Genomic DNA, 14198 nt, shown 5'->3' on the forward strand with positions numbered 1-14198 from the left:
CAAAGAAAAAGGGTAGACTTGTGCCTGACCCTTTTCTTTAATTGTTCACTACTTGCTTATAAAGGAACCCCTTGGAATGGTTTACCACAATGTGGACAGAACTTAGGAATACCATTACTTAAGTCAACAATTTCGCTACATTCACTACATTTCATTTCTAATTTTGGTTTTTCGTTTGTTGGTTTTGGTGTACCACAGTTTGAACAAAACTTCCCAGTGTTTTCAGTCCCACATTGTGGGCAAGTCCAAGTGTCTGTAGCCCCTTGTGCATTTTGCTGGTTTTGTTTTTCTTGCATTTGTTGTTGGTTTGTTTGAGATGCTTGCGCAAAGTAGTTGCCATTCGCATTCATGCCCATACCAACGCCCATAAAGCCGCTCATTGCGCCACCTTCATTTTTACCAGCAGCCTCCATACCACGAGCCAAGGAACCTTGAACATAGCCTTCGCGAACACCTGGATCGCTGAGCATAGCACCTTCATTTCGCATGTTGATTAATTTTGTTGAATCATCTGTATAAGAAATGCTCGCAACTGCTACAGAAACAATTTCCATACCGCGATTGGTGCGCCAATCCTCGTCAAGCGCAGTTTGCATATATTTACTTAATTCAACACTTTTTGAGGGAACATAAGAAATACGCTGCCCATCAGCAGACATTTGATTGATTGCTGCTTGCAATGCTGTAATGAACTCTGCCAAATATTGTTCATTAATATCATTAATATCTACTTGCGTTTGATTTTTAGGAATCGCATTAGTATAAAATAGCAAAGGATCTGTAATTTTAATTGAGTAATTTCCGTGTGCACGTAAGAAAAGTTCGGCATTATAAAAATTATCAAAATAGTTTAATGGCGCAGGTGTTCCAAATTTAATGCCTTTAATTTCTTGCAAGTTAATATAAAAAACTTGTTGTTTTTGTGGAGTTACGCCACCAAATTTGAAACGACTGAAGGTCTCTGCAATCGCATCTTTTAAAGAACCGTTAAACATTGAAGGCGCAGAATCATTTTTGACTGTATAATAGCCTTCTTCAGCAGTGTAATCGATGATTTTGCCCCCATCGACAAGAAGCATCATCATGTTGGGATAGACATGTACAACAGAACCATCTGTTAAAACATCGTCCGTTCCTTTACGATTAGAACCACGTTTATCATCTTTCCGCACAAAAACACCTTTTGTCATGACGGTTGTGTCCCCCATATTATCAGGTTCAATAACCTCTAGCCATTGATCGGCCAAGCCACCGCCAACTGAACTTGTTGCTGCTTTAATAAGTCCCATGTTCATTCCTCCTAATAAAAAAACTAATTGTTAAAGCTAGTATACCACACAATGAATGCAGAGAAATCCAACGAAAGCCTGATGAAATGGAAAAAATTGATCAAACTTTATTAAGAAATTAAAAAAAGTATAGGTGAAACACAAGCATTTTAAAAAAAGTTACGTATAATAGAAGAAAAGACATATTATATAGTTAGGGGATTATTGAATGGAACGAAGCAATCGTAATAAAAAATCTTCAAAAAAACCACTTATTCTTGGTGTTTCTGCCTTGGTTCTAATCGCTGCTGCCGGTGGCGGGTATTATGCTTATAGTCAATGGCAAGCCAAACAAGAATTAGCCGAAGCGAAGAAAATAGCTACTACATTTTTAAACGTATTGTCAAAACAGGAATTTGATAAGTTACCGTCCGTTGTTCAAGAAGCTAGCTTAAAGAAAAATGGCTATGATACTAAATCTGTTGTTGAAAAATACCAAGCAATTTATTCAGGGATTCAAGCAGAAGGAGTCAAAGCTAGTGATGTTCAAGTCAAAAAGGCGAAAGACAATCAATACACATTTACCTATAAATTATCGATGAGCACTCCTTTAGGCGAAATGAAAGATTTGTCTTATCAATCAAGTATCGCCAAGAAAGGCGATACCTACCAAATCGCTTGGAAGCCGTCTTTAATTTTTCCAGATATGTCAGGAAATGATAAAATTTCGATTCAAGTAGATAATGCCAAACGTGGAGAAATTGTCGATCGTAATGGTAGTGGGCTAGCAATTAACAAAGTGTTTGACGAAGTGGGCGTAGTGCCTGGCAAACTCGGTTCTGGCGCAGAAAAAACAGCCAATATCAAAGCTTTTAGTGATAAATTCGGCGTTTCTGTTGATGAAATCAATCAAAAGTTAAGCCAAGGATGGGTCCAAGCAGACTCCTTTGTACCAATCACAGTCGCTTCTGAACCAGTGACAGAATTACCAACAGGGGCTGCGACAAAAGATACAGAGTCACGTTATTATCCGCTGGGGGAAGCAGCTGCGCAATTAATCGGGTATACGGGCACCATTACTGCAGAAGATATTGAAAAAAATCCAGAGTTAAGTAGTACGGGCGTAATTGGTAAAACTGGTTTAGAACGAGCGTTTGATAAAGAATTAAGAGGGCAAGATGGTGGCTCACTAGTTATTTTAGATGACAAAGAGAATGTCAAAAAAGCTTTACAAACCAAAGAGAAAAAAGATGGTCAAACGATTAAATTAACGATTGACAGTGGCGTACAACAACAAGCTTTTGCTATATTTGACAAACGCCCTGGTAGTGCGGTCATTACCGATCCTCAAAAAGGCGATTTATTAGCAACGGTTAGTTCACCTTCGTATGATCCTAATAAAATGGCCAATGGCATTTCTCAAAAAGAATATGATGCTTACAATAACAACAAAGATTTACCATTCACAGCACGTTTTGCGACAGGCTATGCACCAGGCTCTACCTTTAAAACAATTACCGGTGCCATTGGTTTAGATGCAGGGACATTGAAGCCAGATGAAGAGCTAGAAATTAATGGTTTGAAATGGCAAAAAGATAAATCTTGGGGCGGCTATTTTGCGACACGTGTAAAAGAAGCAAGTCCAGTCAATCTGCGTACCGCTTTAGTTAATTCAGATAATATTTATTTTGCCCAACAAACATTACGGATGGGAGAAGACAAATTTAGAGCGGGTCTTAATAAATTCATTTTCGGTGAGGAACTAGATTTACCAATTGCCATGACGCCTGCTCAAATTTCAAATGAAGATAAATTTAATTCTGAAATTCTTTTAGCAGATACGGGCTACGGTCAAGGTCAATTGTTAATTTCGCCAATCCAGCAAGCTACCATGTATAGTGTTTTCCAAAATAATGGAACATTAGTCTATCCAAAACTAGTTTTAGACAAAGAAACGAAGAAAAAAGACAATGTAATCAGCGCCAACGCAGCGAATACAATTGCCACAGATCTTTTAGGTAGTGTGGAAGATCCTTCAGGTTATGTTTATAATATGTACAATCCGAACTTCTCATTGGCTGCTAAAACAGGAACAGCTGAAATAAAAGATAAACAAGATACAGATGGCAAAGAAAACAGTTTCCTTCTAACGTTAGATCGTAGTAACAATAAATTCTTAACAATGATTATGGTTGAAAATTCAGGAGAAAATGGTTCTGCAACAGATATCAGTAAACCATTAATTGATTACTTAGAAGCAACCATTAAATAAAAAGAGAAAATGAACGAAACGAGGTTTCTGTAAAAAGAAACCTCGTTTTCCCTTTTTAGAAAAAGGAAAGTGTGCTACAATGAAGCGACTAAATTGTAGAAGGAAAGGGATTCGTGTGCGAATTTTAGCAATAGATACATCTAACCAAACATTGAGTATTGCTGTGTGTGAAAATCAAAAAATTCTGGGAAGTTATACAGCAACGGTTAAAAGAAATCATAGCTTAACATTAATGCCGGCAATTGACTATTTGATGAGCCAATTGAACTTGGCGCCAACGGCAATTGATCGTTTTGTCGTAGCAGAAGGACCTGGATCATACACTGGCTTACGTTTAGGCGTGACGACTGCCAAAACATTGGCCTATACTTTAAAGAAAGAGCTAGTAGGCATTTCCAGTCTACAAACGTTAGCTGCCAATTGTGTTGGACAAACCGGTTTAATTGTGCCTCTTTTTGATGCGCGTCGTAAAAACGTCTATGCTGGTGCTTATCGGTTTGTCAATGGCGTGTGGCAAAATGAGTTACCGGACCAACATATTTCCCTGCGGGAGTTATTAGAACAACTAAAAAATGAACCAAATCTTTTTTTTGTTGGTGAAGATGTTGAAAAATTCACTGAAGAAATAGCTCAAATCATTCCTCATGGAGAAATTTGTGATGTCCCGCAATGGCAAATTCCTAATGCCGCAGTTTTGGCTGCGTTAGGTAGTGTGGCTAAACCTGTTGAAAATGTTCATGGGTTCTTACCTGCGTATTTGAAAAAAGTAGAAGCGGAAGAAAATTGGTTGAAGACACACACGCCTAATGGAGAAAGCTATGTGGAAAAACTTTAATTTTGTGACAAAATACTTTACAAAAAGAAGGCAACGGTATATAACTAAAACCATTGCAATGAACCAGCAAGAATTTCAATTGCGTGAAATCACCTACCAAGATATTAAGGATTTACTAGCAATTGAACGTGAAGTTTATGCTGGGGAACTTCCTTGGACGATGTCTGCTTTCATGGCAGAACTTGGCTCAAAAGCGCCGCATCTCTATTTGTTAGCGGCAATTAACGGAAAAACAGTTGGCTTTATTGGTTGTCGGATTCAAGGAACGGATGCACACATTACGAATGTCGCTGTCCATACAGCATACCAAGGCTTAGGTTTAGGTCGTTCTTTAATAGAAGAAACGCGAATTTTTGCCAAGAAAAATCGGTGTGAAACCTTATCGCTAGAAGTACGAATGAGTAATGTTAAAGCCCAACGTTTATATCGAAAAATTGGCTTTGTCTCACAGACGGTGAAAAAAGGCTATTATGACGAAAATAATGAAGACGCACTAGAAATGATAATTGATTTAAAAGAAGAGTGAAGAAAAAATGTTAGTAACAAAAAAAGAAATATCTGTAGCAAATATTGGTGAAGAATTATGGCGTTTTAGTAATTCTTCTTATACAACTGGCTCCCCTTGGACAGAAACACAATTCGCGGAAGATTTTGCTCAGGAAAATAGCGAATATCTTTTTTTAGTTGAAAATGGCCAGTGGTTAGGTTATATTGCCTATCATTTTATTTTAGATGAAGCAGAAATTAGTCACGTTGTTGTGAATGGTCAGAAACAACACCAAGGAATTGGTTGTCAGTTAATGAAAGCTTTTAAAGAATATGTTAAAAGTCGTGACATTACACAAATTTTCTTAGAGGTCAGAGAATCGAATACACTAGCTCAAAAACTTTATGAGAAAACAGGTTTTCGGAAAGTAGCTGTTCGAAAAAATTATTATAAAGAACCTCAAGAAAATGCCTTTGTAATGTGTGCGAAATTAAGGAAGGAAGCCCAATGACAATTTTTACAAAAGAACGTAAATTATTATTAGCTGTGGAAAGTAGCTGTGATGAAACAAGTGTGGCTGTCATTGAAGATGGCGACAAAATTCTTTCCAATATCGTAGCTTCGCAAATTAAGAGCCATCAACGTTTTGGTGGAGTCGTTCCAGAAGTTGCGAGTCGTCATCATGTTGAACAAGTGACAATCTGTATTGAAGAAGCATTAACAGAAGCAAAAGTCACACCAGAAGAGCTTAGTGGCGTTGCTGTGACCTATGGGCCTGGGTTAGTCGGTGCTTTATTAATAGGACTTTCTGCAGCAAAAGCATTTGCTTGGGCGCACCAATTACCACTTATTCCAGTCAATCATATGGCTGGGCACATTTATGCTGCCCGTTTTGTAGCACCGCTCGAATTTCCATTGATGGCCTTACTCGTTAGTGGAGGACATACGGAATTGGTCTACATGAAAGAAGATGGCTCTTTCGAAATTGTTGGTGAAACACGTGATGATGCAGCTGGTGAAGCGTATGATAAAGTCGGACGGGTGTTAGGGTTGCCTTATCCTAGTGGCAAAGAGATTGATGCTTTGGCCCATGAAGGCACAGATACCTACCAATTTCCACGGGCGATGCTAAAAGAGGATAACTATGACTTTAGCTTTAGTGGTTTGAAAAGTGCGTTTATTAACACGGTTCATAATGCAGAGCAACGTGGTGAAGTACTGTCTACAAAGGATTTAGCCGCAAGTTTTCAGGCGAGTGTGGTAGAAGTATTAGTGACTAAAACCATTCGTGCTTGTCAAGAATATCCTGTTAAGCAATTGCTAATTGCTGGGGGAGTTGCTGCGAATCAAGGATTACGAGAAGCAATGAGACATGCAATCAGTGAACAATTACCAGCAGTAACATTACTTATTCCGCCATTAAAACTTTGTGGGGATAACGCGGCGATGATTGGCGCTGCCGCTTTTATCGAAGCTGAAAAGAATCACTTTGCTTCGTATAACTTAAATGCAGAACCTGGCGTTAGTTTTATGACAATTAGTGAAGAAGGCTAGCCAGCTAGACAAAAATTTGCTATAATGAAGCCAGTTTAACAATGACATTCGATGATAAAGAGAGTACTTATTTCAACGTCAGCTTAGCGATCTTGGGAAGGTGGGAGCCAAGAGTGATCGGAATGAGGAAGCGCACTTTTAGAATTCTGCTGAAAGCAGACGGCAATCACCGTTATCGATGAAGCAGGTCTATCCAAGTAGTATAGACAATTAGAGTGGTACCGCGGGTAAATTCTCGTCTCTGACAAAACAAAATATTTTGTTTTGTCAGAGACGTTTTTGTTTTTTTATACTTACAAATTAATCAGGAGGGTTCTTATGAACAACAAAGAAATCGTAGCAAAAGCGTTACATGATGTTTTAAATGAAGAATTAACGATGGATCAAATCGAACAATTATTGGAAAATCCTAAATCTGTCGATCATGGAGATGTGGCTTTTCCAGCCTTTTCATTAGCTAAAATTTATCGTAAAGCACCACAACAAATTGCAGCAGAATTAGCAGAAAAAATTGATGGCACAAATTTTGAAAAAATTGAAGTGGTGGGACCTTATTTAAACTTCTTCATGAATAAAGAAGCAGTCAGTCAAGCTGTCATTGGCGCAGTAGTCAAAGAAAAAAACAACTACGGAAACAGTACCTTTGGTAATAATGGCAATGTTCCTATTGATATGTCTTCACCAAACATTGCTAAACCAATTTCTATGGGGCACTTACGTTCTACGGTAATCGGGAATTCAATTGCCTTTATTTTAGAAAAAATTGGGTATCAGCCAATTCGGATTAACCACTTAGGTGACTGGGGTACACAGTTTGGTAAGTTAATTGTAGCTTATAAAAAATGGGGTTCTGAAGAAGCAGTTCGTCAACAACCAATTAATGAATTATTGCGCTTATATGTGCAATTTCATGAAGAAGCAGAAGAAAAACCAGAATTAGAAGACGAAGCACGTGCATGGTTTAAAAAATTAGAAGAAGGAGACCAAGAAGCTAATGAATTATGGAAATGGTTCCGTAGCGAGTCTCTAAAAGAATTTGATAAAATCTATTCCATGTTAGAAGTTGAATTTGATTCTTATAATGGCGAAGCCTTTTATAATGATAAAATGGATGAAATTGTTACTTTATTAGAAGAAAAACATTTATTAACAGAAAATCAAGGTGCAGAAATTGTTGATTTGACAGAATATAATTTAAATCCAGCACTTATTCGTAAATCAGATGGTGCGACGTTATATATCACACGGGATTTAGCGGCTGCGCTTTACCGTAAACGGACGTATGATTTTGCCAAATCGCTTTATGTAGTCGGCAACGAACAAAGCAATCACTTCAAACAATTAAAAGCAGTCTTGAAAGAACTAGGATTTGAATGGTCAGATGATATGGAACACATTCCGTTTGGTTTAATTACTCAAGGCGGTAAAAAATTATCCACACGTAAAGGGAAAATTGTTTTATTAGAAGAAGTATTGAATGAAGCTGTTACTTTAGCAGGAAATCAAATTAACGAGAAAAATCCAGACTTAGCAAATCGTGAAGAAGTGGCGAAACAAGTAGGTGTAGGTGCAGTTATTTTCCATGACCTTAAAAATGATCGTCTAAATAATTTCGATTTTGTATTAGATGAAGTTGTTCGTTTTGAAGGAGAAACTGGGCCATATGTTCAATATACACATGCTCGTGCGATGAGTATTTTACGTAAAGCAAACTTTACACCAGACGCCACACAACGTTATGCACTAAATGACAAGGATAGCTGGGAAGTCGTGAAGTTGTTACAAAAATTCCCTGAAACTGTGATGCAAGCTGCTGAAAAATATGAACCATCTGTTATTGCGAAACATAGCATTCATTTAGCACAAGCGTTCAATAAATATTATGCCCATGTTCGGATTTTGGATGAAGATGCTCAAAAAGAGGCACGCTTAGCGTTAGTTTATGCAGTAGCTACTGTTCTAAAAGAAGATTTACGTTTACTAGGGTTACATGCACCAGAAGAAATGTAGAATTTTTTGTGAAAATTTTACTGCGTTGAACGCTAAACTTATTAAGCAAATATTAAAGTTAAGTTACAGATTGAGAAATTCATAGTAATTAAATAGCTGGGGTGCTATACTCGAGTCAAGTTATAAAAGGATTAGAAAAGGTGGCACCCAATTATATGACAGAAAAATGGCGTGAAGACGAAGAATATCTTTCTTATGTAGAAGATTTATTAGCAACCGAAGAAGTCCAAAAATTAGCAGAATACACACAACATATGCATTCAACTCGTTTAGAACATTCAATTAGTGTTTCCTATCATAGCTATAAATTAGCAAAGCGTTGGAACGGCAATGCTCGTGCAACAGCTCGTGCTGGTTTATTGCATGATTTGTTTTACTATGATTGGCGCACAACAAAGTTTGACGAAGGCTCTCATGCCTATGTTCATCCACGAATTGCAGCCAAAAATGCTGAAAAAATTACAGAGTTGTCTGATTTAGAACGAGACATTATTATTAAACATATGTGGGGCGCAACTATTGCACCACCAAAATACAAAGAAAGTTACATTGTAACCTTTGTTGACAAATATTGTGCTGTCAAAGAAGCAGCGTTGCCGATGACGACAGCCATGAAAACCAAATGGCGTCAGTATTTTGGCCAACAGTCAATCTAATAAAAAGCTTATCCTTACGGATAAGCTTTTTTTGTTTGACGTTGACTAAAAAGTCTAGCATTCATCTATTTAAAATAAATATTAAAAGTAATTTTGTTCTGTTAATTTCTTTTGAGCGTATCGAAAGACTGCTTCTTGATTTTCAGTTGTTAACTGTTTGTATATGTTCATAATATTGGTTGGGACAACAAATGGCGTTTCTTCCGTTTCAGGAATACCTAAGATTTCAAGAGGTGATACATCTAAAATTTTAGATAAGGCGACAATTTTATCCCTCCCCATATTTTCAATCATTCCAGTTTCCCATTTCCTGACGGTACTTTTTCCAACACCAACAAAATTTCCAACTTGTTCTAATGTAAGATTTTTCTCCATCCTTTTTTGCTTCAAAAAATTTTCTTTCAAAAAAACCACCTCCGTAAAAACATTCTAGCACAAAAAGTGTCGCAAAAGAAACATGTTTTTTTCAAAATGAAAGTAACGAATATAATAGAAAAATCAGCGTTTTTTAATGATATTGACGTTTTTTTCACAAAATGATATAATTTTCAGTGTCTTATTAGACACTGAAAAGGGGGAGAGTAAAATGGAATCAAATTTAATTCACTCAAAATTGAAAATGAAAGGAAAAAATGTTGAGTGGTTGGCAAATGAAATGACTGCATACGGGCAACCAATATCCGCTTCAACGATTTACAAAAAATTAAAAGGAGAAGTTGTTTTCAAAGCATCGGATATTAAATTGATTTCACAATTGTTGGATTTGAATAATGAAGAAATTATGACTATTTTTTTTAGTGAGCTAGTGTCTAAAAAGACACATATTAGTGTTGAAAGGATTGTGATGAATGAAAAAAAGTATTAATAAGTTATTTTCGATTTGTTTAATTATCTTTACTATTATAGGATCTAATACAAGTATTATTTCTTATGCAATGGATAATGAAAGTGGCACACAAATCCGGTCTATAGCTGTTGAATATCCGGGGGAAAAACGGAAATTGTTGCTACAAAAGATTGGGCGACAGTTTCTTTGTCATTAGGAATCTCTGAATTAGCAAGCGGAGAGACGATGACATTAAGGATGGCTAGCGAAAAATATTCCTATTCAATGACACCTTTTGAAATTGGAGACGCACTTCAAGTGATTCCAAACGATGATGGTACTTGGACGATTAAAGCCTTACAAACGCTTACAGATTACTCAGCAGATTTGCAACTGAAGCTACGATATAATCAAAATTTATCAGAAGATTTTGAAGATCAAGTCGTTTTTACTTTTGGTGATTCACAAAAAATTGTCAAAATTAATATCGGGCAATACGTGGAGAAAGTTCCGCCAACTGAACTGGTTCGAAAAGTCCCGTTAGGATTTACCTCAGAGGGAAGAATTGCCTGGGTCATTTATTTTAACTATAATCAAGCAGGTCTTTCAGGTTCAGAAAAAACAACCTTTAAATTTTTAGATAATGTAGGTCCAAACCAAACATTAGCTATTGACAGTATTGCTGCATATCTCACCAAGCAGCCTATTTTAGAAACAAATGGTGAAATGATTCGGAATTTGGAACATGACGAATATAGTTATGATGCCAGTCAATTTTTCCAAAAAAATGCCTCTGAATCTGGATTTAATTATGAAGCAGAAAAATTTGAAGGAATACCAACGACCACGGGCAGTTATCTTTCCAATAAAAATGCCTATTATATTTATTTAGAAACGATTCCAAATGAAAATATTCCAAGTGATGCCGTGCTATCAAATTACACGTATATGCGTATTTCTAGTGAGGGATTCGATGCTTGGGAAGATGATGATATTGCCTACATCACAGCAGACGAGAGTAGTGATGGAACAGGTCGAGGGGGTGTCGTTTTAGAAAAAATTGATGCAGTAACTGCTAAAGTTTTAGAAGGTGCTGTTTTCAAAGTCGTGAACACAAAAACACAACAAGTTGTTCAAGAAACATTAACCACCAATCAAGCAGGTCAAATTCGTTTAGCTGGTTTGGAAGCTGGTCAGTATGCATTCATTGAAACAAAAGCACCAACTGGTTACAAGTTAGATGCAACGCCAGTTCCATTTGAAATTAAGTTAGAACAAACACAGACGATTCGCTTGAAAAAAGAAAATACGCGTTTAGAAAACCAGTTAAAAGTAGAAAAAGTAGATGAAAATAATGAGGCGAAACGTTTAGCAGGTGCTGAATTTTCGTTGTATGACCAAAAAAATAATCTAATAGAAAAAGGTGTCACGAATGAAAATGGCGAGCTGTTATTTTCAAATTTATCACCTGATGGAGAATATTATTTAGTTGAAACGAAGGCGCCTAATGGCTATGAATTAGACGAAACTAAACACCCTATTTCATTTGCTGGAAAAGCCGACTACACTTTAACATATCGGGTGAAGAATAAGCAGCAAGTACAAAAAGGCTCCATCAAAATTGTCAAACAAGATAAAGACAGTAAAAAACGTTTAACAGGCGCAGAATTTCAGTGGAAGGATACAGTGACAGGAAAGACAGGAACAGTGACAGTTGGAACCGATGGAACCATCACAATTCCCAACTTATCCGTCAATCGTACGTATGAAATCACAGAAACAAAAGCACCCACAGGTTATGTACTAGACAAAACCGTGCATAAAGTCACTCTAACAAGTGCACAAGCCAATAAAGTAGTGACTGTAACTGTTGACAATGTAGCGCAAAAAGGCTCCATCAAAATTGTCAAACAAGATAAAGACAGTAAAAAACGTTTAACAGGCGCAGAATTTCAGTGGAAAGATACGGTGACAGGAAAAACAGGAACAGTGACAGTTGGAACCGATGGAACGGTCACAATTCCCAACTTATCCGTCAATCGTACGTATGAAATCACAGAAACGAAAGCACCAGTGGGGTATGTACTAGACAAAACCGTGCATAAAGTCACTTTAACAAGTGCACAAGCCAATAAAGTAGTGACTGTAACTGTTGACAATGTAGCGCAAAAAGGCTCCATCAAAATTGTTAAACAAGACAAAGAAAGCAAAAAACGTTTAACAGGCGCAGAATTTCAGTGGAAAGATACAGTGACAGGAAAAACAGGAACAGTGACAGTTGGAACCGATGGAACCATCACAATTCCCAACTTATCCGTCAATCGTACGTATGAACTCACAGAAACGAAAGCACCCACAGGTTATGTACTAGACAAAACCGTGCATAAAGTCACTTTAACAACTGCACAGGCAAATAAAGTAGTGACAGTAATCATTGAAAATACAGCGCAAAAAGGTAGTCTAGCAATAATCAAAGTAGACAAAGATTCAAGAAAACGTCTAGCAGGTGCAGAGTTCAAATGGCGTGATACGGTGACGGGAAAAGAAGGAACAGTTGTAGCCGACAAAAATGGACAAGCACTGATAACAGATTTGCCAGTCAATCGTGTATACGAAATTACGGAAATTAAAGCACCAAATGGCTATATCTTAAATAACAAGACTTACCGAGTTATCTTAACGACTAATTTTGCAGATAAAATTGGTTATTATACCATTGAAAATACAGCGCAAAAAGGTAGTCTAGCAATAATCAAAGTAGACAAAGATTCAAGAAAACGTCTAGCAGGTGCAGAGTTCAAATGGCGTGATACGGTGACAGGAAAAGAAGGAACAGTTGTAGCTGACAAAAACGGACAAGCCCTGATAACGAATTTGCCAGTCAATCGTGTATACGAAATTACAGAAATTAAAGCACCAAACGGCTATATCTTAAATAACAAGACTTACCGAGTTACCCTAACGACTAATTTTGCTGACAAGATTGGTTATTATACCATTGAAAATGTTGCGCTACGTGGCAATTTAAAATTAATTAAACAAGATGGTTACTCAAAACAACGTTTAGCAGGCGCACAATTTAGATGGCGTGACACAGTGAATGGGAATACAGGCGTAGTAACTGCTAATGCTAATGGTGAAGCAACTTTGTATAATTTTTCCGTCAACCGGATTTATGAAATTACAGAAATAAAAGCACCAAATGGTTATATACTTGACAGAACGGTGCATAAAATTCTTTTACCTGCGAATTATGCTGGCAAAACCTACACGTTCACCAAAAATAATCAAGCTCAAAAAGGCGCCATCAAAATTGTTAAGCAAGATGGATATACGAAACAACGTTTAGCAGGCGCACAATTTAAATTCCGAGATACAACCAATAATTATACTGCAACGTTTACAGCGAATAGGAACGGTGAAGTGCTGATTACTGGATTAGCCGGTGATCGTATCTATGAGGTCACAGAAATCAAAGCACCGAATGGCTATATCATAGATAGACGTGTTCATAAAGTTGATTTACGTGGACAAGGTGGTAAAACCTATACATTAGTCTTAAATAATCAAGCACAAAAAGGCGCCATCAAAATTATTAAGCAAGATACGGATACAAGAAAACGTTTAGCAGGAGCGAAATTCAGATTTCGCGATACTACCAATAACTATACGGCAACATTTACAGCAAATGGAAATGGTGAAGTACTGATTCCAGGATTATCTTCGGATCGTATTTATGAAATCACCGAGATACAAGCGCCAACTGGGTATGCGTTGGATAGTAGGGTCCATCGGATTGATTTACGAGGTCAAGGCACAAAAACGTATACGTTAGTGTTAAACAATAAAGCAAACTATGGTGCTATCAGAATTATTAAACAAGATGTTGAAACAAAAGCACGTTTAGCGGGCGCTGTTTTTGAATGGAAAGATACAACTAATGGCTATACACAAAGAGTAACAACAGGTTGGGATGGTACAGTCACTATTAGTGGGCTATCTGTCAACCGGGTATATGAAATTAGAGAAGTTCAAGCGCCGGCTGGTTATTCACGAAATACTACGCCAACACGCGTCAGTCTGACGCAAAATCATGCGGGTCAAACAATTGCAATTGTTCGAGAAAACCGAAAAATACCGGTTTATAATCCGCCACCACCAACATATTGGCCAGGATATATTCCGCCAGTTACGTACTATAATCCACCTGTGTACTATAATCCTCCAAAGTATTATTATAGGGGGTGTGTGATGGTCATCGTGGTGGTGTGTTGGTAAAAAACAAATAGA

Annotated in this window: 11 protein-coding genes and 1 other annotated feature; of the genes, 9 read left to right on the top strand and 2 right to left on the bottom strand. The window is 37.2% G+C overall.

The genetic code is table 11. The features are described from left to right. Positions 1–56: 56 nt before the first annotated feature. Positions 57–1289, bottom strand: coding sequence for an SPFH domain-containing protein (locus IGL80_RS04380; RefSeq protein ID WP_002356656.1), 1233 nt, complete (start codon positions 1287–1289; stop codon positions 57–59). 208 nt (positions 1290–1497) lie between these two features. Here IGL80_RS04380 and IGL80_RS04385 point away from each other — a divergent pair, with 208 nt between their 5' ends. From IGL80_RS04385 to IGL80_RS04415, 7 genes are all read left to right on the top strand, one after another. Beyond that, positions 1498–3540: a penicillin-binding transpeptidase domain-containing protein gene (locus IGL80_RS04385; protein WP_002359699.1), complete on the top strand. Its 2043-nt coding sequence runs from the start codon at positions 1498–1500 to the stop codon at positions 3538–3540. A gap of 115 nt (positions 3541–3655) precedes the next feature. Continuing rightward, on the top strand, positions 3656–4375 hold the full coding sequence (gene tsaB, locus IGL80_RS04390; RefSeq protein WP_002359700.1) for a tRNA (adenosine(37)-N6)-threonylcarbamoyltransferase complex dimerization subunit type 1 TsaB: 720 nt from the start codon (positions 3656–3658) through the stop codon (positions 4373–4375). Next, positions 4347–4901, top strand: a complete 555-nt coding sequence (gene rimI, locus IGL80_RS04395; protein ID WP_002387121.1) for a ribosomal protein S18-alanine N-acetyltransferase — start codon at positions 4347–4349, stop codon at positions 4899–4901. The genes tsaB and rimI (IGL80_RS04395) overlap by 29 nt, the downstream gene beginning before the upstream one ends. Positions 4902–4908: 7 nt before the next feature. Beyond that, entirely contained in the window at positions 4909–5373 is a 465-nt protein-coding gene (gene rimI / locus IGL80_RS04400; protein WP_002359702.1) for a ribosomal protein S18-alanine N-acetyltransferase, read from the top strand. Continuing rightward, entirely contained in the window at positions 5370–6416 is a 1047-nt protein-coding gene (gene tsaD / locus IGL80_RS04405; protein ID WP_002356664.1) for a tRNA (adenosine(37)-N6)-threonylcarbamoyltransferase complex transferase subunit TsaD, read from the top strand. The genes rimI (IGL80_RS04400) and tsaD overlap by 4 nt, the downstream gene beginning before the upstream one ends. Positions 6417–6458: 42 nt before the next feature. Beyond that, positions 6459–6662, top strand: a binding site (T-box leader). Between the two features lie 72 nt (positions 6663–6734). Next, positions 6735–8426 (top strand): arginine--tRNA ligase, encoded by a 1692-nt coding sequence (gene argS / locus IGL80_RS04410; RefSeq protein ID WP_002359703.1) that lies wholly within the window; start codon positions 6735–6737, stop codon positions 8424–8426. A 155-nt stretch (positions 8427–8581) separates the two neighbouring features. Next, positions 8582–9082, top strand: a complete 501-nt coding sequence (locus IGL80_RS04415; RefSeq protein WP_002356666.1) for an HD domain-containing protein — start codon at positions 8582–8584, stop codon at positions 9080–9082. An 81-nt stretch (positions 9083–9163) separates the two neighbouring features. Here IGL80_RS04415 and IGL80_RS04420 read toward each other — a convergent pair whose 3' ends face one another. Continuing rightward, positions 9164–9496 (bottom strand): helix-turn-helix domain-containing protein, encoded by a 333-nt coding sequence (locus tag IGL80_RS04420; RefSeq protein WP_002356667.1) that lies wholly within the window; start codon positions 9494–9496, stop codon positions 9164–9166. A gap of 97 nt (positions 9497–9593) precedes the next feature. Between IGL80_RS04420 and IGL80_RS04425 the strand changes: the two genes are divergently transcribed. Both IGL80_RS04425 and IGL80_RS04430 read left to right on the top strand, forming a co-directional pair. Then, positions 9594–9947 (top strand): hypothetical protein, encoded by a 354-nt coding sequence (locus tag IGL80_RS04425; protein WP_002359704.1) that lies wholly within the window; start codon positions 9594–9596, stop codon positions 9945–9947. 219 nt (positions 9948–10166) lie between these two features. After that, on the top strand, positions 10167–14186 hold the full coding sequence (locus IGL80_RS04430) for a SpaA isopeptide-forming pilin-related protein (protein WP_077143771.1): 4020 nt from the start codon (positions 10167–10169) through the stop codon (positions 14184–14186). Positions 14187–14198 lie beyond the last annotated feature (12 nt).

Origin of the sequence: Enterococcus sp. DIV2467a (assembly GCF_050532945.1) — a bacterium.
Classification (GTDB): domain Bacteria; phylum Bacillota; class Bacilli; order Lactobacillales; family Enterococcaceae; genus Enterococcus; species Enterococcus faecalis.

Bases quoted from the DNA above. Each gene is read 5' to 3' on its own strand.
- argS (WP_002359703.1), top strand. From the start codon at position 6,735: ATGAACAACAAAGAAATCGTAGCAAAAGCGTTACATGATGTTTTAAAT.
- IGL80_RS04425 (WP_002359704.1), top strand. From the start codon at position 9,594: ATGATATTGACGTTTTTTTCACAAAATGATATAATTTTCAGTGTCTTA.
- IGL80_RS04430 (WP_077143771.1), top strand. From the start codon at position 10,167: ATGGCTAGCGAAAAATATTCCTATTCAATGACACCTTTTGAAATTGGA.
- IGL80_RS04385 (WP_002359699.1), top strand. From the start codon at position 1,498: ATGGAACGAAGCAATCGTAATAAAAAATCTTCAAAAAAACCACTTATT.
- IGL80_RS04415 (WP_002356666.1), top strand. From the start codon at position 8,582: ATGACAGAAAAATGGCGTGAAGACGAAGAATATCTTTCTTATGTAGAA.
- rimI (WP_002387121.1), top strand. From the start codon at position 4,347: ATGGAGAAAGCTATGTGGAAAAACTTTAATTTTGTGACAAAATACTTT.
- IGL80_RS04380 (WP_002356656.1), bottom strand. From the start codon at position 1,289: ATGGGACTTATTAAAGCAGCAACAAGTTCAGTTGGCGGTGGCTTGGCC.
- tsaD (WP_002356664.1), top strand. From the start codon at position 5,370: ATGACAATTTTTACAAAAGAACGTAAATTATTATTAGCTGTGGAAAGT.
- rimI (WP_002359702.1), top strand. From the start codon at position 4,909: ATGTTAGTAACAAAAAAAGAAATATCTGTAGCAAATATTGGTGAAGAA.